Origin of the sequence: Nocardia ninae NBRC 108245, from assembly GCF_007990755.1 — a bacterium.
GTDB lineage: Bacteria > Actinomycetota > Actinomycetes > Mycobacteriales > Mycobacteriaceae > Nocardia > Nocardia ninae.
This window is the reverse complement of sequence record NZ_BJXA01000002.1, coordinates 327,294-345,109: the sequence shown is the minus strand read 5'-3', so window position 1 is coordinate 345,109 and position 17,816 is coordinate 327,294. Positions and strand designations below refer to the sequence as shown.

Below are 17,816 nucleotides of genomic sequence, written 5' to 3'. Positions count from 1 at the left end.
TTCGGCTCAGAACGGCAGCATGGGCACCGCGTCGAGCAGGGCTTGTGTGTAGGGGTGCTGGGGATTCTCCAGTACCGCCGCCGCGGTGCCGCGCTCGACGATGGTCCCGTCCTTCATCACCAGCAGCTGGTCGCACAGCTGCTGCACGACACCCACGTCGTGGGACACCAGGATCAGCGACAGCCCGAATCGCTGCACCAGATCGCGCAGCAGCTCGATGATCTGGGCGCGGGTCGGCGCGTCCAGCGCGGAGAACGGTTCGTCGCCGACGAGCACCTTCGGATTCGGCGCGAGCGCGCGGGCGATCGCGATGCGCTGGCGCTGTCCGCCGGAGAATTCGTGCGGATAGCGCGCTGTCGCATCGGGTTCCAGTCCGACCGCCACCAGCAGCTCGGCCACCCGATAGTCGTGGTTACCCGGTATCCGCAGGCATTCCAGGGGTTCGGCGATCGAGTCGCCGACGATCATCCGCGGATCCAGCGAGCTCAGCGGATCCTGGAGCACCACTTGGACTTCCCTGCGGAACCACGCCAGATCGCGACCGGTCACCGGCTTGCCCTGATACCGGACCACGCCTCGATCGGGTCGGTCGAGGGCGAGCAGCAGACGCAGCAAAGTCGACTTGCCGGAGCCGGATTCGCCGACGATGCCGAGATGACTGCCCTCCGCGAGCGTCAGGTCGACGTCGCGCACCGCGTGCCGCTGCGGTGCGCGGTGCAGCAGGCTGGTGCGCGGCAACCGGAACGACCGGCTCAATCCCTCGGCCTCGAGCAGGATCACGACACCACCTCCGCCGAGTCGCTGTCGACGCCCAGTCGCGTCGCGCCGGAGCCACGGCGGAACGAGGAGGCCCGCGCCAGCTCCAACAGCGTTTGTAGATAGGGATGGGTCGACCCGCGCAGGATCTCCCCCAGGTCGCCGTCCTCGAGGACGCGCCCCTGACCCAGCACCACCACGCGCTGCGTCATCTGCGCGAGCACCGCGAGATCGTGCGTGACGAACAGCAGCGCCGAACCCTCCTCGGACACCAAATCCTGGAGCAGCGCCAGGATTTCGGCCTGCACCGTGACATCCAACGCCGTCGTCGGCTCGTCGGCGATCAACAGCGCGGGCCGGGCGGCCAGCGCCATCGCGATGCCGACCCGCTGCCGCTGCCCGCCGGAGAGCTGATGCGGAAAGGCGCGCACGGTGTGCGCGGGATCCGGCAGCCCCACCCGGGCCGCCAGTTCGGTCGCCGCGGCCTGGGCCTGCCGACGCCCCATCCCCTGGTGTAGCCGCAGTGGTTCCGCGATCTGCCTGCCCACCCGCATCAGCGGATTCAGCGCCGACAGCGGTTCCTGGAACACCATGGCCATCCGGCTGCCGCGGACCTTCGACAGCTGCCGGTCGCTGCGGCCGATCAGCTCGACACCGTCCAGGGTGATGCTGCCGCGCACCCGCGCCTCCTCCGGCAGCAGGCCCATGATCGCCAGTGCCAGCAGGGATTTCCCGGATCCGGAGACGCCGATCAGGCCGAGGCGCGCACCGGCGTCCATGGTCAGATCGACCTGGTCGAGCAGGACCTGCTCGCCGATCTCGACCGTCAGGTCGGTCACCTTCAGTAGCGTCATCGCACCGGCACCCCCTTGCGCAGCCGCGGATCGGTGACGCTGCGCAGCGCGTCACCGAGCAGATTGAAGCCGAGCACGGTGAGCGCCACCGCCAAGCCCGGCCACACCACCAGCAGTGGCCGCACCTTGATGTAGTCCTGTTGCGCGCGCAGGATGCCGCCCCAGGACGGCGCCGACGGTGAACTGCCGTAGCCGAGGTAGGTCAGGGCCGCCTCGGCGAGCACCGCCAAGGCCATCACCCAGGACAGCTGCACGATCAGTGTCGGCGCGATGGCGGGCAGCAGGTGTTTGCGCACGATCCGAGCGGTGGATGCCCCGGACGCCCGCGCGGCCAGCACGAAATCACTGGTCAGCACGCGGGCCACCTCGGCCCGCGCGACCCGGGCCACCGCGACGCCCGAGCTGATGCCGATGGCGACCGCCACCGTCATCATCGAGCCGCCGTAGACCGCCGCCAGCACCATTGCCAGCAGCAGCGCAGGGAACGCGATCATGATGTCGATCAGCTGCACCACCACCGAGCCGACCAGGTGCGGGGTCAGCTGGGTGGCCAGCGCCAGGATCAGTCCGAGCACGCCCGCGATCGCCGCGACCACCAAGGCCACCGCGAGCGTCTGCCACGCGCCGGCCAGCACCTGGCTGAAGACGTCGTGCCCGACCCGGTCGGTGCCGAGCAGATGGCCGTTGCTGAACGGCAGTAACCAGGCCCGGCCGGGATTGGTGGCTTGCGGATCGTAAGGGGTCCAGAACAGCGACACCAGGCTGGCGATCACCAGCGTGCCCACCATGATCAGCCCGAAAACCCCACTGGGCCTTCGGATCAGCGCGGCGCCCATCACCTGCAGGGCGCGGCGCCTGCGCGCCCATTTGGGCCGGTTGACGGCGTGGATCACAGCCTGGCCTCCAGCCGGGGGTCGATGAGCCGGTGCACGATATCGACGACGAAGCCGAGTACCAGCACCGCGGAGACGATCAACAGCACCTCGCCCTGGACCTTCACCAGATCCCGGTTCGCCACGTCAGACAGCAGCATGCTGCCCACACCCGGCAGGGTGAACACCCGCTCGATCACCACGGCCCCGACGATCAGGACTGCGAACTGCAACCCGAGGATCGAGACCACCGAGGGCGCGGCGTTGCGGAAACCGTGCCGCACCAACGCCTGCGTCCGGGTCATGCCCTTGGCACGCGCGGTACGCAGATACTCCGAGTACAGCACCCCCAGAATGGCCGAGCGCGCGAAGCGGAACAGCACCGCGCCTTCGGACAGGCCGAGGGTCACACACGGCAGGATCAGGCTGCGCACCGCGTCGTCGGGCTGCTCCCACCGGTTGACCGGAAAGCCTTGTGCCGGAAGCACTTGCAGCTCCACCGCGAAGACCAGGATCAGCAGCATCGCCAGCCACAGACCCGGCACCGCGGTCCCGAGCTGGGACAACGCGTTGGCCGCCTCGCCGGTCTTGGTGCGATGGCGGACCGCGGCCCAGGTGCCGAGCGGCACCGCGAGACCGAGGGCGATCAGCAGCGATCCGATGATCAACGGCGCGGTGACGGCGAGCTTCTCGCCCAGCTCGGCCCCCACCGAGGTGCCGTTCAGCTGGGAATGCCCGAAATCACCGTGGAAGACCCCGCCGATCCAGGACAGATACTGTTCGGGCAGCGACCTGTTCAGGCCGAGGTCCGCGCGCAGGGCGGCGATCTGCTCCGGCGTCGCCTGGATGCCCGCGACGGTGGCCGCGACGTCGCCGGGCAGCAGCCGCAGCATCGCGAAGATGAGCACACTCGCCACCGCGAGCGACAGCAGGAGCAGCCCGGCTCGCCGGATCAGATACCAGAGCAAAACACCTCCGTCACTTGGCGACCGCCAGCTTACTCAGCGGGAACCGGTTGTTGGTCTCGTGCTGCGGGACGCCGTAGATGCCCTTGCGCACCACCGTGTTCAGCTCGACGAGGAACAGCCAGTCACACGGCGCGTCCTCGGCGATCTGCCGAGTCATCTTGCGCAGCAGGTCGTTCCGTGCGTCTTCGGTCTCCGCGGTCAGCGCGTCGCGGTACAGCTGCTGCACCTGCTTGTTGTCGTAGCCGAAGTAGTACTCGGGGCGGGCGTAGTTGCCGATGTCGCGGGCTTCGGCGTGGATCACCACGCTCAGCTCGTAATCGTGGTTCTTGTACACCTTCGACAGCCAGGTCTGGAACTCCACCACCCGGACGTTCAGCGTGATGCCGACGTCCTTGAGGTTGGACACGAGGATGTCGCTGAGCGCGGGGATGTAGTGATTCGGGTACTCCACGGTCAGTTGCAGACCGTTGCCGTAGCCTGCGGCGGCGAGCAGCTTGCGCGCGTTCTCCGGGTTGTACTGGTCCAGCGAGGTCAGGTCCTCGTACCAGGGATCCTGCGGCGGCACCGGGCCGCCGATGCGGATGCCGGCGCCGAACGTCTTGATGATGGCGTCCTTGTCCAGCGCCTGCCGAATGGCATGGCGCACATCAGGATTCGCCAGTACCGGATTGGCCTCGTTGAACGCGAGGGTGTATTCGTCGGTGCTGGTGCCGCGCAGCACGCTGAACTTGTCCTCCTGGCCGCGGAACGCTTGCAGCAGTGTGGGATCGGACGCGGTCAAGATATCGATCTGCCCGGTCAGTTCGGCGTTGTTCGCGGTGTTGGGCTCGATGATGTAGTGGAACACCACCTTTGCCACCTTCGGCGCGGGACCGCGGTAGTCGTCCCACCGCGACAGCGTGAGGGTGGAGCCGCGATTCCACTGCGTCACCCGGAACGGCCCGGAACCGTTCTCCGCACCGTCGAGGGTGGCGAAGTCGGTACCGCTCTTGTAGACGATGCCGCCGCGATGGGCCAGGTTCCACAGCAGGGTCGTGTCGCGCTGCTTCAGCCGGATCGTCACGGTGGCCGGGTCGGCCGCGGAAACGTCGGCCACCGACTTGAAGTCCTGCGCGCGCAACGACTTCGAGCCCGGCGCGATCACCTGCTGCAGCGACCACACGACGTCCGCCGACGTCAACGGCGAGCCGTCGTGGAACTTCGCGTTCTGCACCAGGCGGAAGGTATAGGTCAGGCCGTCGGACGACTGCTCCCACGAGGTCGCCAGCGACGGCACGAGCTGATCCTTGGCGTTGGTGTCGACCGCGACCAGGCCCTGGTAGACGTTGTCGAGCAGCACCTGGTCGAGTGCGACACCGGCCGTGGTGAAGGTGTTCAGGCTGGCCGGCTCCAGCGCGAATCGAACGTTCACCGTGCCGTTCAAATTCAACTGATCGTCCGGTGGGGTCGCGGACTGGGTCGACTGGCTTCCGTCGGTCCCATCAGGGCCGACCTCACCGCCGGTCCCGCAGGCACTCGACACCGCGACCACCAGGGCCAGCGCGACAACAGCAATCGGACGTACGCGCCTCAAATTACGCTCCCCACGGTGCGAACAGCAATATTGCGAAACTGGAATCCAGTGGCGAGACTAGAATTTAGCACTACGGACCTCTTTCGGAAGCCGAACACGCAAGGCATGCCACGCGTGTCGTCGACGGTCAGCGAATCTGCTTCTGCGGCATACCTTCTCGGAACGCCGCATGCCCCGGCGGCGGGGTGGGCGCGTCGAACGGGTTCAGCCAGACCCGCAGTAGTTCACGATTGATCTCGTCGGCATCGACGAATGCGGTACGGGCGTGCACCACGACATTGTTGTTCAAGAACTGGATATCGCCGGGATTGATCCGCATGGTGATCTTGTTTTCCGGCCGGTCGGCGATCTCCTCGAATGTTTTGAGCGCCAATCGTTCCACCGGCGACAGCTCCAGGTCGAATCGCTCGTGCGCGGACTCGATGAAGTGCCGCACGTAATAGCGACAGGTGAGCCTGCCCTCGTGCCAGGCGAAGACGGCATTGCGGTAGTACGGCACCTCGCCGTCGAGCTGCTCGTCGCGCCGATCGTAATAGAAACCGGCGTAGTAGAGGCCGAGCAGTTCTCGGTGATTGCGCAGCAGCTCATTGTGAATGGTCATCGAGCTGGTGATGCTGCTCAATCCACCCTCGCCCGCGGATTGCAGGCACAGCAGGCCGACGATGTCGGAGCTGTCGGTGTGGAACGGCAGCGCCTCGTTGGTCTGGTAACCACGGGTCGCCGCGTTCAACAGTCCACCGTTGCCATAGTTCTTGACCGGCACCATGATTTCGCCGCGCGCGTTCTGCGTCACCGCGGGCCCGAGATGGGCGCACAAACCCCAGTACATGAGCTCGATATCGGCGCGCGGAATGTCGGAGTCAATGGGAAAACCGCTGAGCACCGCCAGCCCGCTCTGCGAAGTGAGTTCGTGGGAAACGGCTTTCAGCTTCTGCGCGAGGCCGTCGAGCGGAAAGTCTTCGCGGGTAATGCTACCGAGCTCTTTGCCCGTCTGCCTGGCGTGTTGCAGCGCCGCGAACAGTTCGCCGATATCGTCGGAGGTCAGCGGCGTCGTCCACTGGGCGGGATCGGTGAAGTCGCTGCTCTTCCAGGCAGCCGGGCCGGTGATGAGGTCGGTGCAGAGGGGATACGAATCGGTATCCATGTCGATCATTCCCTTCACGAGCGGAGATACGTCACCAGTGGACGTCTATCGATGCCGACTCCGGCCGGGACGGTCACATCCAATCCTCGGCCGTGCGTGCAGGTGACCAGAAGTTCCAGCGCGAGATCGCGTTGCACCATGCTGCCGCCCATACCCACCACGGCGGGCAGCACCGAAATCAAGCGTCGCACTGCTTGTTCCGGGTTCGATTGGCAGTAATAGAGGAAACTCTCGGCCACGCCGACCGCGGTGCGGCGGGTTCCGGTCAGGTGCGCCGCCATATCCGTGGCGTCCGCGCCGATTTCTTGCGCCAGCCGCATGGCCAGCTCGTGCCGATCGGCGCCGATGATCGCCAGCAGCACGTGCAGATCGACGAAGGCCGAGTTCGACGCACCGCGGATATCCAGTGCCTTGTCCGCGACCGCGGCGAAATCGTCCGGCCCGACAATGCTCGCAAGCCGCAGACGCCACAGCAGGGAGACCGCATCACAGAATTGCATGGCCGAGCACTCGGTGGCCAGCACGGCGGTGACATCGCCGGTGAGGCCGGTCAGCGCGTCGTGGTCGGACTCGGCCATCGAGTTCAACGCGTGATGCCAGCTGAGATGTGTACGCAGCAGGCAACTTTCCGAGTTCCACCGGCCGCGCGTGGCGGACAGCAGCTCCGAGACGGCGCCGTGGTCGCGACTCTCGAACAGCGCGTGCGCGCAGGCGTGCACCGCCCACGGGTTGTCCTGCGGGGCCAGCGACAGCGCACGGCTACCCGCCTCGTACGCCTTGGCGAACTCGTGGTTCTCGCCGTAGGCGAAGGCGAGCATTGCCAGCAGGTACGGGTAGGTCTCGGTCGCGCCCTCGGTCAACAGCGGGCTGCTGGACAGGCGCGACAGCAGCGTCTCCGTCGCGCCGGTCAGGAAATCGACTTGATGCCCTGCGGCCAAGGCCAATTCGTCGGTCGGGAACTGCCGGGAAATGTCGAGCAGGGTGTCGCCTGCCGCGCCGTACGCGCCGTGCAGCAGGTGCCGGATCGCGTCGAGGTGGGCGGCTTCCAGGGCGGACAGCGTGCCGGCGTCGATCTTGCGCAGCGCGTCGACCACCTCCACCGGCGGCCGGACGCCACCGAGCAGATAGAGGTAGGCGCGCAGCATGACGACGATCGGCTGCTCGGCCTCGTCGTGTTCGAGGCCGTCCAGCGACGTCACCATGGAGCGGTCGAATCTGAGCAGTCCGTTCAGCGAACCGGAGACGGCCGCCGCTACCCGGTCGCTGTAGGACGAGATGGCTACCCCCTTCATATCCACCTAACTCTCCGAGGCGGGCAGGCCGCCGAGATAGAGCTCGCGAATGCCGGGCCGAGCGGTGCGCGCCCACTCGATCGCGCTGGCCACCTTGTCCATGTCGATGTCGAAGTACGGCTGCGACATATCCGTCAGTCCGAACGACGGCGGGACGAAGTCGACGTCGGCGAACAGCGTGCCGAACTCCGCGACCGCCGCTTCGAGACTGATGTCCTTGCGCCAGTAGGACTCCATGATCTGATCGGACTTCTGGTAGAACGCGTCGATGAAACCGTCCAGCCCGGCGCCCGGCGCCGAGGCGGTCTTCGGTAACGCGCCCTGCCCGGCGGCGCGGGCCGCGGCTTGATCGGCGACCCGGCGCAATCTGGCTTCGGTGCGCATGGTGCCCGTCACCTGATTCACCTGCCAGACCCGGAACCAGGCGTTCCAGAGCCGATAATCGGTGAAGGAACGGAAGGCGTTGCCGACGATGAAATCGTTCTCCTCGATCAGGCTGGCCTGCATCTGCTCGATGTCGTCGAACGTGCGCGGCGTGAAGCCGCCCTCGAATTGTTCGATGAGCCGCTCGGCCAGCCGATCCACCACGACCGCCGTGTTCTGCATGCCACGGGAGAACAGCGGATCGATGAAGCCCGCGGCGTTGGAGGTGAGGCACCACCGGTCGCCGACCGTTTGTGTCGACGAGTATTGCAGCCGGCCCGCGCTCACCCATTCGCGCTCGTTGCGCGCGTGCGCGAACTGCTTGCCGATCTCCGGATACGTCTGCAGGAAATCGGCGAAGGCCTGCTCGGGATTCGGGTGCGGCTTCTCGTCGCCGTCATCGATGCGCCAGACGATGCCGACGCTGCACAGCGGATTGGATGATTTCTCGGTGTTGTCGAAGGGGATCACCCACATCCAACCGCCGTCGAAGACGTGATGCAGCGTGCCGGTGTGCCACTGCCGCGGGCCGTGCACTTCGGTGATGTCGTCGAACGGGAGAACGCCGCTCATGTGCGTGAAGATGGACTTCGACCAGGCGCGCAGCCCCTCGGTGGTGCGCAGTCCCAGTTGCGCCGCCAGCGGTGAATTGCGGCCGCCCGCGTCGACGACGTACTCGGCGGTGATCCGGGTCCCGTCGTCGCCTTCGAAGTACACATCCGCGTCGGTGATATCCAGCTTGCGGGTGCCGACCCCTTCCAATAGCACGGCACCGTAATCGCGGGCGCGCAGCGCGAGCCAGTGGTCGACATCCTGCCGGAACAGGTGCGACTCGGTTTCCACGATTTCGGACAGCGGGAACTGATGCACTTTCTGCGCAATGGTGCCCGGCTCGTGATAAACGAAGCCGAAGTTGTTCTTCATGCCACAGGTGCCGACCGACCCGATGAGATTGTCGAACGACGAGAGCACGGCCAGCTCGGGCACACCGTATTTGATGCTCATCAGTTTGTAGAGCTTCGAGGTGTTCGGAATGGTCGATTCACCGATGGCGAATTTGGGATGCGGTTTTGGATCGACCATGCAGGTGCTCAGACCCGAGGCTTGGAGACACAGTGACAGCGAGCTACCGGAAAGCGCCGAGCCCAATATCAGCACGTCGAATTTGTGACTCATGCCTGAGCCCCCTTGCCGGATTCCCTGCGCAGCGGAGTTTGTTGATGATATTGCATGAGCCAGCGATTGTCACGCTTGATATACACTGTAGAAATAGCGGCATAGATACCGTCGAGACCCACGCGTTTCTGATACATCTCATAGAAAACTATGTGGGCATCGGCGCCTAATGGGCGCTCGTGGAATTCGAGTATCTGGTACGTCTCGATCGCAGGCGCTCCGGCGACCGCGTTCAGCGCGATCTGCCGCGAGAGCGACGCATGCGGGGACGGGACCGCCAGCACGGCATCGTCGGCCAGGACGCTGTCGTAGAACTCGGCACCTTCGCCGGCGCTCAGCGCGCGCCACTGGAGGAATTCGATTTCGGCCGGACCGAGATCGGCGACATTATCGCCCACCGATGCACCGACATTTGTATTGACTGGAGTGACCATGAGTACCCGCCTAATTCCCGCGAGGAGACAGCCGGGCCGCCTGGCCCTCCCCTGGGCCGCCGATAGTTTTTGTTCCGTTTGCAAACACTAGCACGGTCCGCGCATGGGCTGCAACAGTTTTCGAGTTGTCCGGATGACCGAATGATGATTCATCAACAAACCAATCAGGGTGCGTTATACAGCTGCGTTGTCGGCACGGTTCGGGTACGGTCGAAGTGGTTCACCCATACCTCCGTCGCACCGACCGAGGGCGTCCGAAACTAACAGGAGGGGAGAATCGTTGGAGAGACCGCGCGTCAGCAATTATGCAGATGGCGCATTGACTGTTCATCATGATCCGATAACCATGTCCGAGGTATCTCGCGAGCTGCGCGCGAGTGGTCGAGATGTCGCTCTCGTGCCCACAATGGGAGCACTGCACGACGGCCATCTCGCTTTGGTCGAACAAGCGCAGGAAAGCAAATCCGAGGTCATTGTTTCGATCTTTGTCAACCCATTACAATTCGGGGCAAACGAGGATCTCGACCGCTATCCACGAACGCTGGAGGCCGATCTCGCACTGCTCCGCGAAGCCGGTGTGCCCTTGGTCTTCGCACCCTCCCCCGCGGACATGTATCCGGACGGCCGCCGGACCACCGTGCTGCCGGGCCCGCTCGGCGCCGAACTCTGCGGCGCCACCCGGCCCGCGCTCTTCGGCGGGATGTTGACCGTGGTGGCGAAGCTCCTGCAGATCGCCGGGCCGACCGTCGCGTTCTTCGGCGAAAAGGACTACCAGCAGCTGATATTGATCCAGCAGATGGTCCGGGACCTGAACTTCGGCATCCGGATCGTCGGCGTCCCGACCGTGCGCGAGGCGGACGGTCTGGCACTGTCCTCCCGCAATCGGTACCTCGATCCGGACGAGCGGCAAGCCGCCATCGCACTGCCGGAGGCATTGCGGGCCGGCGCACGGGCGGGTGAGTCGGGAGCCGAAGCTGTGCTCGCCGCGGCCCGCGCGATCCTCGATGCCCAAGCCCGAGTCGAGGTCGAGTACCTCGAATTGCGCGATACCGAGCTCGGACCCGCGCCCACCTCGGGCCCCGCCCGGCTATTGGTCGCGGCGCACGTCGGCAGCACCAGGCTGATCGACAACATTTCGTTGACCCTGACCTAACGAGACGTGAGACGGAAATACCATGAGCACCTGCCTGTTCCTCCTCGACAGCCGAAACGGGAGATTCGTCGCCATCGAGTCCCGCGACCAGTCGATACATCGCCCGCACGGTTACGAAGCGGCCCGCAAACTCGGGCTGGCACACCGCTTTTCGTATGGACCGCACTGGTTCGCGAACCCCGGTCTGCGCGACCGGGTATTCACGATCCGTGACGCGGGCACCCCGGTGCCGGCCGAGGTCGTCGGCGGCCTCGATATCGATGGCGGATCGTGGCTCGCTTTCCACCGTGGTACCGGCGTCTATTGCCGAATTTTCGCCGACGTCGCGACCGGGGACGAATTCGTCTCGGCGAGCGGGCTTCCGCTGGATTGTGTGACTGCCGATTCGGCGCGAGACGCCGTTCAGCTGTTGGAGTCCCGCTTGCTGCCCGCTGTGGACGGCGCCCCGCGGATGCCCGGATTCCACCTGGTGATAGCCGACGCGAATACTGCGTTCGTGGTCACGTTCGACGGCCGCGATACCGTGGCGGCTACGTCGTTGACCGCCGACCGCCCGCATGTACTGACCGAAACCGGCGCCGCGGCCGATGATGAATTCGGTAAACATCTGCAAAGCCGCGCGGAGGGCGTGGCGGCTCCGACGGAGAACCTGCCCTCGTGGGGTCCGTGGGTGTCCGTTTTCGCGGGAACCGACGCCGATGCCCCCGGCTACGCGGACGAAAGTTGGCTCGCCAACCGCCATTCCGCCATTCGGCCGCCCTATCGCGACACCGACGACGCGGACCGATACAAAAATGTCGCACTTCGACCAGTGACCGATCCGAGCCAAGTGGCGTGGACCAAGAGCGTCACGATATATTCTGCCGGAAGGACCGGGGCGGAGTTGTTTGCATACAACGAGCGGCAATTGTTCGACTATCAGCCATTGCCGACCGATGTGCACAAAATGGGCTTCCCCACGACTACCGACGACTTCTTCGTCGTGATCGCGAACGAGAATTCCTGAGCCGAGGTGGGTATGACGATAGGCATTCCGAACATTCAAGTCGGCCATTGGACCGATCCGCTCGGCGAAACCGGCTGCACTGTCGTCATCCTGCCGGAAGGCACGGTCGCGTCCTGCGAGGTGCGCGGCGGTGCGCCGGCCAGCCGGGAATTGGATGTGCTCGCCCCGGACAAAACCGTGCCGTGCATCGACGCGGTCGTGCTGACCGGCGGTTCGGCCTTCGGTCTCGCGTCCGCCGACGGCGTCATGCGCTACCTCGAGGAAATCGGGCGTGGCATACCGACTCCCGGCGGCAAGGTGCCGATCGTGCCCGCGCTCGCCCTGTTCGATCTGAGTGTGGGCGACCCGAAGGCGCGGCCGACGGCCGAACACGGATACACCGCGGCCTGCGCCAGCACCGGCGAGCAGGTGCTCGCCGGTCGCATCGGCGCGGGCGCGGGTGCATACACCGCACACTGGCGCGGGCCGGTCGACCACAAGCCCGGCGGCCTCGCCTACACCGAACGACGCTGGAACGACCTCGTGGTCGGCACGTTGTGCGTGGTCAACGCGTTCGGTGACATCGACGACGGCCTCGCCGAGATCTCCTTGGACTCGGTCACCCAACTCGGCGGCCTGGTCGATCCTGCGGCGCGGATGCACACGACGATCGGCGTCGTGGTCACCAACGCCCGGCTGGACAAGATCGGCTGTCACATCGTCGCGCAAGGCGCGCACGACGGATTGTCGCGCGCCCTCACCCCGCCGCACGGCCGCTTCGACGGCGACGGATTCATCGCCGCCGCAACGGGTTCCGTCGCGGCCGACGTCGACCTGGTACGCCTGATGGCGCTGGCCGCGGTGGCCGACACCATCCGCTCGGTCGCGCAGACGAGCCAGTAGCGATCGCACCGATCGGCTACCAGTCGCCATTGTCGAACTCCGCGCGGACGGCCGCCACCGCCGCCTCGATCCGGCTGGTCACCTCGAGCTTCGCGAGAATGCGGCTGACGTACTCCTTCACCGTTTCCGGGCTGATGAACAACCGGGACCCGACCTCCCGGTTGGACAGCCCGTCGACGACCAGCCGCAGAATCTCCCGCTCTCGCTTGGTCAGCGTGGAAAGACGCTGCCGCACTTCGTAATCCATGGTGACCCCGGCGTGCACCCGGCTCTGCTGCGGTGCCATCGCGAGCACCGTCCCCGAGATCAGCACCTCCAGCACCTTGAGCACCTCGTCCGCGCCGTGCTCCATCGCCACCACCGCGTCGACCAGGTCGACATCCGCCTTGGCGGCGCCGTGCTCCACCAACAGCGTGATCATCGGCGAATGCGGCAGTTCGCGCAGCCGGGTCACCGTCGGGGCGAGCCCGGCCAGGCGCGACACCGAGGCATCGAGCAGCACCACGTCGGGGCGCCAGCGCGCGGTCCGGTCCACCACCTCGCGCCAGGCGCAGGTGCCCGCCAGTGCGAAACCGTCGTGCACCGCGACCGCGTCCTCGAAATCCGTTCGGGCGAACGGAAAGTCGGAGGCGACCAGCAGGGTCCGCTCCTGGACCACGGCAGGCGTGCGTATCCCGACCCGGCGGCGACGACCGTTGTGCAGCTGGTTTTCCTGATCCGATCTGAACCCGAGCGTCATGGCGGACCATCAGCCACTTGTGCGCGGGAAATGTCGACCACTTTCTCCGGCGTTCGAGATTCCTCCTTGGGGAGTGGTTCTTCGCCGGTGGGTCCGAAGACGACACCTTCCTTCCAGCCGCTGCGTTCGAACATTCGCATCACCGGCGTGGCCACGAAGGTCGTGACCATCGTCATCAAGGCGAGAATCGTGTAGAGCTGGCCGGTGATCAGGCCCGCGCCCAGACCGATGTTGAGCAGAATCAGCTCCATCAAGCCGCGCGCGTTGGCGAGCGCGCCCATCGCGCCCGCTTCCCGCCAACCCATCCCCTGCCAGCGCGCCACCAGACCGATCGCGCCGAACTTGCCCGCGAAGGACACGACCATCACGATGACCGCGACCAGCAGTACCTTCGGCTCGAAGATCAGGCTGAGCTCGGTGTTGAGCCCTGAGTAAATGAAGAAGGCGGGCAGCAGCAGATACGCGACCAAGGGTTCGAAACGCTCACGGATCGTGTCGAGCAACTGGCCACGCGGCATCACCGTGCCTGCCACGAAAGCGCCGAAGACGGAGTAGATTCCGACGTAATCGGTGAACCAGCTCGCCAGCAGCACGACCAGCAGCACGACGGTGAGCGGACCGACGGCGAGACCACCGCTGTGTTCACGATCGCCCGAGCGCGGCACCCAGGTGTTCAGCCGCAACAGCAGGCGGCGTCCGACCACGATCATGAAGATCAGATAGGCCAGACCGCCACCCAACGCCAGCGCGGCGCCGGACATGCTGTCCTTGGTGGTGGCGATGACCGTGGCCAGCAGCACCCAGGCACAGGCGTCGTCGACCGCCGCGCACGACAGCGACATCGTGCCGAGCCGGGTGTTCAGCAGACCCGAGTCGTAGATGATCCAGGCCAGCATCGGAAACGCCGTGATGGCAACGGCTGCCGCGACGAACAGCCCGCCTTGCCAGGTGCCGACCTTGCTCGTGAAGTAGTCGCCCTGGCTCACCATCCACGCGCCGAGCACGCCGCCGAGCAACAGCGGAACGCCGATACCCGCGGCCGAAGTGGCGCCTGCCTTGCCCAGATGCGACCGGAGAATGTCGAGCTTGAACGAGGCACCGACCAGAAACATGTACAGCACGAGACCGAGCTGGCCGACGACGTAGATAGCGGTCAGGTTCGGATGAGTGATCGTCTCCGTACCCACCGCCAAGGTCGTGGGGAAAAGCCATTCCTGCGCGGCCGGCCAGATCGCGCCCAAAACCGATGGCCCCAAGACGAAGCCGGCGGCCATGATCGCCACCACCTGGACCTGACCCAGCCGCCGGAACAGCGGCCAGAGCAGGCGGCAGGCCACGAGAATAACGGCGACCTGCAAAAAGAACTGCGTCGTGACTTCGAGTAGAGAGGGCATCGTAAAACCTCGCTGAGGGGGAAAGATGTGCCCACCTTCGCCAGCGAAGGTGGGCACTCGGCTACTGCTTCGGCATGGCTAGCACCTGCACGGTGGACACCGCCGTGGCCACCAGCTTGTTGTCCTTGTTGTGCGCGTCCGCAGCGAGATAGATGACCGATCGTCCCGGTTTCCGCACGGTGGCAGTCAGTTTCAGCCGCTCGCCGGTGACCACCGTGCGCATGAAGTGCGTGCCGAGCTCCAGCGACGTCGTCGGCCCCCGTGCGGTCAGGTAACTCAGCGGGCCGATGAGGTTGTCGAACATCGCGGAGAAGAAGCCGCCCTGCAGAATTCCCACCGCATTCGCATAGGCAGGGGGCGCCACCACCGTCGCGGTCAGCGACTGACCGGGCACGTACTCCTCGAACTGCATGTCCATTTCCTTCGCCGAAGGCGGTGGCAGCTGGAGGGTGACGCCGGGCGGGGTAAAGCTGCGAAACAGCTCGATGGTGTGTTCCAGGACCTTGTCGTGTCCGTGGATCGTCGCCTCATCGCTCATCGGTGCCTCCTGCTCCATTGCCACGGCTCTGTTCCGCGGCTGTCAGAAATGTTGCCAATATCGTGTTGAATCCGGGCGCATGTTGCACGGCATGTTCGGCCCCGGGCAACCGGACCCGTTGTGCGCCAAGGTGTCTGGCGAGGGCATCGCACAGCTGCTCGAGCGCGGGATTGTGCTCACCCGAGCACACCAGCGTCGGGATGCCCGCGTCGGTGATCGCCTCGAACCGGGGCTTGACCTCCCAGGGGGAACGCAGCTTGCGCCCCAGCTCGATCGCCTGGCGCACGTCGTCGCTCACCCCGGCCAGCATCTCCTGATTCACCCCGGCCAGCGCGAGGAACTCGTCCTCGGCCGCGACGTCGTCCGGGCCGGCGGCGAAGCGGTCGGCCAGGTCCGCCAGCGCCCGCACGGCTTCGTCCTCCGGCGCCGCGTTCCACAGCGGCGCCTCGATCAGGGTCAGCGAGCGAACCAGGTGCGGCAGGCGCTCGGCCGCGAGGTACGCACCGAGGCCGCCGTAGGAGAAGCCGACGAGGTGCACGCCGCCGGGCACGTCGGTGATGAGTTCCACCAAATCGTCTGCGTCGGCGAGGAAATCCTGCGACGGCGCGGCAGGGCTCGGCATGAAGCCGCGCCGGTTCGGCACGATCAGCGACCAGGCGGCTTCGAGTTCCTGCTGCGCGGCCCAGGTCATCGGGGCGGGCATGCCGCCGTGCACCAGCACAACCGGCGGCCCGGTCCCCGACGTCCGGACAACGATGGGCTCGGCGACAGGCGCGTCCGCCGAGTCGAAGGTTCCTTCTAATGTCATGGCACCTCGGTTCTTTCCTGGGTTGAAGCCCCCTGATGTCCCCTGACAAGTGCCTCGTACCGCTCCTGCGTGAGCTCCTCGTAGGCGCGGTCCCGCGCGTCGCGCACGAAGATGGCCTCCCCCTCGCGGGGCGCGAAACCCTCACGCTGCAAAGCGAGTTTGGCCAGCTTCATGGTCGCCGTCGTTTCCAGCGACGCGCGCACCCGAATGAAAATCGGCTGTGCGTAAGCGGGTAACGCCTCGTCGAGGTACGCGGCGAGCGCCGCGCCGTCGAACCGCGCACCGTCGGCGAGCACGATCGCCGCCATGCCGGCCCGCCCCTCGCGGCCCGGGATCTGCACGCCGTACACGCTGGCGGCGGCGATGTCCGGGAACCGCACGAGTTGCTCCTGCACCTCGGTGGTCGACACGTTCTCGCCCTTGTAGCGGAAGGTGTCACCCAGCCGGTCGACGAAGAACAGATTCTTCGCGGCGTCGATCCGGAACACGTCGCCGGTGTTGAACAACGCGTCGCCCTCGCGGAAGGCGTTCGTGACAACCTTTGCGCGGGTGGCCTTTTCGTCCCGATAGCCGCCGAAGGGGGTGCGCTTGCGAATCGGCCCCAGCAGCACGCCGGTGTCGCCGGGCCCGCACTCGACCAGGCGCCCGTTGTCGCGGACGAAGTCGTCCTGCTCGAAGTCCCACTTCGCCAGCTTGCCGCCGAGGCGCAGCTTGCCGACCGACCCGACCGTGCCCGCCAGGTTGATGGTGGCGATATTGCCCTCGGTGGACGCGTACATCTCGACGATCCGCGGAATCTCGAACCGCTCCTGCATCGCGGTCCAGACATCGGACTGCAACCCTTGCCCGACCATCACCCGGACCCGATGGCCGCGGTCGCGGTCGTCCGGTGGGGTGTTGACCAGGTATCGGCACATCTCGCCGATGTAGTTGAAGCCCGTCGCTTCGAAACGGTGGATGTCGTGCCAGAACGTGCCTGCCGAGAACCGCCGGCCGAGCGCCAAGGTGGATCCGTGCGTGAGCACACCCGACAGGGCGATCACCAGGGCGTTGGTGTGGAACATCGGCAGGCAGTTGTAGACGATGTCGCCGGGTTCGAGCCGCCAGGCCAGCGCGCCGGTGACCCGTCCGACGGTCGTCAACCTGGTGTAGCTCATGACCGCGGCCTTGGGCAGCCCGGTGGTGCCGCTGGTGAAGATGTACGCGCCGGTGTCGCCGAGGGTGTGCTGGGTCGTCTCCGCCGGATCGTCGGATGTCGCGCTCGGCTCGAATCGGGCCAGACCCGTTGCGTCGGACGCGGGTACCTTCACATCCTCGTCCACCCGGCAGCGGTCGAGCAGCGCGTCGGGCACCTGGTCGCGCACCGCAAGGAACGCGGGCAGGCACTCCGAACCGACGATCACGTGGCTGGCCCCGCACACCGTGAGTGCGTGCACGAGCCCGTCTCCCCTGGCCCGCGTGTTGACGAAAGCCACCACGACGCCGAGCTTTCCGGCCGCCAGGTAATGCCAGACGAACTCGGGGCGGTTCTCCATCAGCAGCGCGAGCACGTCACCCTTGCGCAGGCCGTTGGCCCGATACGCGTGGGCGATCCGGTTGACGAGGCGATTGGCCTGCGCGTAATCGAACTGCTGGTCGCCGTAGAGCAGGAAGGGACGCGCCGCCTGACCCGGCTGCCCGCTGCGGCGCTCGAGCTCGAATGCCAGTGTTCGGTGCGAGCCTGCCCCTTCGAGCAGGCCTCGCGTGAGGATTCCGTAAGACCGGATGCGGTGGGTCAGCGACACAGTGACCTCGTGTTCGCGAA

General features: G+C 66.0%; 17 protein-coding genes. 3 read left to right on the top strand and 14 right to left on the bottom strand.

All coding sequences use genetic code 11. The features are described 5' to 3' along the window. Positions 1-6 precede the first annotated feature (6 nt). The 9 genes from NN4_RS03600 to NN4_RS03560 all read right to left on the bottom strand — a co-directional run bounded on the left by NN4_RS03600 (position 7) and on the right by NN4_RS03560 (position 9,492). Positions 7-780: an ABC transporter ATP-binding protein gene (locus NN4_RS03600; RefSeq protein ID WP_147128499.1), complete on the bottom strand. Its 774-nt coding sequence runs from the start codon at positions 778-780 to the stop codon at positions 7-9. Further along, positions 777-1,610 (bottom strand): ABC transporter ATP-binding protein, encoded by an 834-nt coding sequence (locus NN4_RS03595; protein WP_147128498.1) that lies wholly within the window; start codon positions 1,608-1,610, stop codon positions 777-779. Before NN4_RS03595 ends, NN4_RS03600 begins: the two co-directional genes overlap by 4 nt. After that, positions 1,607-2,503 (bottom strand): ABC transporter permease, encoded by an 897-nt coding sequence (locus tag NN4_RS03590; protein WP_222594963.1) that lies wholly within the window; start codon positions 2,501-2,503, stop codon positions 1,607-1,609. The genes NN4_RS03595 and NN4_RS03590 overlap by 4 nt, the downstream gene beginning before the upstream one ends. Next, positions 2,500-3,450 carry an ABC transporter permease gene (locus NN4_RS03585; RefSeq protein ID WP_107656963.1) on the bottom strand — a complete coding sequence of 317 codons (951 nt, stop codon included), beginning with the start codon at positions 3,448-3,450 and terminating at the stop codon, positions 2,500-2,502. The genes NN4_RS03590 and NN4_RS03585 overlap by 4 nt, the downstream gene beginning before the upstream one ends. A 10-nt stretch (positions 3,451-3,460) precedes the next feature. Next, positions 3,461-5,023: an ABC transporter substrate-binding protein gene (locus NN4_RS03580; protein ID WP_147128497.1), complete on the bottom strand. Its 1,563-nt coding sequence runs from the start codon at positions 5,021-5,023 to the stop codon at positions 3,461-3,463. A gap of 127 nt (positions 5,024-5,150) precedes the next feature. Next, positions 5,151-6,167: a TauD/TfdA family dioxygenase gene (locus tag NN4_RS03575; RefSeq protein ID WP_186818246.1), complete on the bottom strand. Its 1,017-nt coding sequence runs from the start codon at positions 6,165-6,167 to the stop codon at positions 5,151-5,153. 14 nt (positions 6,168-6,181) lie between these two features. Beyond that, on the bottom strand, positions 6,182-7,465 hold the full coding sequence (locus tag NN4_RS03570) for a tetratricopeptide repeat protein (RefSeq protein WP_147128494.1): 1,284 nt from the start codon (positions 7,463-7,465) through the stop codon (positions 6,182-6,184). Beyond that, the gene (locus NN4_RS03565; protein ID WP_147128493.1) at positions 7,466-9,058 is read right to left on the bottom strand and encodes an NAD(P)/FAD-dependent oxidoreductase; all 1,593 of its coding nucleotides are present in this window, start codon (positions 9,056-9,058) and stop codon (positions 7,466-7,468) included. It abuts the gene before it with no gap. Further along, positions 9,055-9,492, bottom strand: coding sequence for a nuclear transport factor 2 family protein (locus NN4_RS03560; protein WP_147128491.1), 438 nt, complete (start codon positions 9,490-9,492; stop codon positions 9,055-9,057). The genes NN4_RS03565 and NN4_RS03560 overlap by 4 nt, the downstream gene beginning before the upstream one ends. 280 nt (positions 9,493-9,772) lie before the next feature. On the opposite strand from NN4_RS03560, the gene panC reads away from it, so the two are divergent. From panC to NN4_RS03545, 3 genes are read left to right on the top strand one after another with little or no spacing between them, the layout of a single operon-like run. Then, positions 9,773-10,645: a pantoate--beta-alanine ligase gene (gene panC / locus NN4_RS03555; protein WP_344319251.1), complete on the top strand. Its 873-nt coding sequence runs from the start codon at positions 9,773-9,775 to the stop codon at positions 10,643-10,645. A 22-nt stretch (positions 10,646-10,667) separates the two neighbouring features. Then, positions 10,668-11,651, top strand: coding sequence for an NRDE family protein (locus tag NN4_RS03550; RefSeq protein WP_147128489.1), 984 nt, complete (start codon positions 10,668-10,670; stop codon positions 11,649-11,651). Between the two features lie 12 nt (positions 11,652-11,663). After that, positions 11,664-12,533, top strand: coding sequence for a P1 family peptidase (locus NN4_RS03545; RefSeq protein ID WP_147128487.1), 870 nt, complete (start codon positions 11,664-11,666; stop codon positions 12,531-12,533). 16 nt (positions 12,534-12,549) lie between these two features. On the opposite strand, the gene NN4_RS03540 is transcribed toward NN4_RS03545, so the two are convergent. The 5 genes from NN4_RS03540 to NN4_RS03520 form a co-directional block, all read right to left on the bottom strand. After that, positions 12,550-13,272 carry a LuxR C-terminal-related transcriptional regulator gene (locus tag NN4_RS03540; RefSeq protein ID WP_147128485.1) on the bottom strand — a complete coding sequence of 241 codons (723 nt, stop codon included), beginning with the start codon at positions 13,270-13,272 and terminating at the stop codon, positions 12,550-12,552. Beyond that, positions 13,269-14,666, bottom strand: a complete 1,398-nt coding sequence (locus tag NN4_RS03535; RefSeq protein WP_147128484.1) for a cation:proton antiporter — start codon at positions 14,664-14,666, stop codon at positions 13,269-13,271. The genes NN4_RS03540 and NN4_RS03535 overlap by 4 nt, the downstream gene beginning before the upstream one ends. A gap of 61 nt (positions 14,667-14,727) precedes the next feature. Continuing rightward, positions 14,728-15,204, bottom strand: coding sequence for a PaaI family thioesterase (locus NN4_RS03530; protein WP_186818245.1), 477 nt, complete (start codon positions 15,202-15,204; stop codon positions 14,728-14,730). Then, the gene (locus NN4_RS03525) at positions 15,194-16,012 is read right to left on the bottom strand and encodes an alpha/beta fold hydrolase (protein ID WP_147128481.1); all 819 of its coding nucleotides are present in this window, start codon (positions 16,010-16,012) and stop codon (positions 15,194-15,196) included. Before NN4_RS03525 ends, NN4_RS03530 begins: the two co-directional genes overlap by 11 nt. Beyond that, positions 16,009-17,796 carry a long-chain-acyl-CoA synthetase gene (locus NN4_RS03520; RefSeq protein ID WP_147128480.1) on the bottom strand — a complete coding sequence of 596 codons (1,788 nt, stop codon included), beginning with the start codon at positions 17,794-17,796 and terminating at the stop codon, positions 16,009-16,011. The genes NN4_RS03525 and NN4_RS03520 overlap by 4 nt, the downstream gene beginning before the upstream one ends. Positions 17,797-17,816 lie beyond the last annotated feature (20 nt).

Bases quoted from the DNA above. Each gene is read 5' to 3' on its own strand.
- NN4_RS03540 (WP_147128485.1), bottom strand. From the start codon at position 13,272: ATGACGCTCGGGTTCAGATCGGATCAGGAAAACCAGCTGCACAACGGT.
- NN4_RS03565 (WP_147128493.1), bottom strand. From the start codon at position 9,058: ATGAGTCACAAATTCGACGTGCTGATATTGGGCTCGGCGCTTTCCGGT.
- NN4_RS03545 (WP_147128487.1), top strand. From the start codon at position 11,664: ATGACGATAGGCATTCCGAACATTCAAGTCGGCCATTGGACCGATCCG.
- NN4_RS03525 (WP_147128481.1), bottom strand. From the start codon at position 16,012: ATGACATTAGAAGGAACCTTCGACTCGGCGGACGCGCCTGTCGCCGAG.
- NN4_RS03575 (WP_186818246.1), bottom strand. From the start codon at position 6,167: ATGGATACCGATTCGTATCCCCTCTGCACCGACCTCATCACCGGCCCG.
- NN4_RS03595 (WP_147128498.1), bottom strand. From the start codon at position 1,610: ATGACGCTACTGAAGGTGACCGACCTGACGGTCGAGATCGGCGAGCAG.
- NN4_RS03530 (WP_186818245.1), bottom strand. From the start codon at position 15,204: ATGAGCGATGAGGCGACGATCCACGGACACGACAAGGTCCTGGAACAC.
- NN4_RS03550 (WP_147128489.1), top strand. From the start codon at position 10,668: ATGAGCACCTGCCTGTTCCTCCTCGACAGCCGAAACGGGAGATTCGTC.
- NN4_RS03560 (WP_147128491.1), bottom strand. From the start codon at position 9,492: ATGGTCACTCCAGTCAATACAAATGTCGGTGCATCGGTGGGCGATAAT.
- NN4_RS03535 (WP_147128484.1), bottom strand. From the start codon at position 14,666: ATGCCCTCTCTACTCGAAGTCACGACGCAGTTCTTTTTGCAGGTCGCC.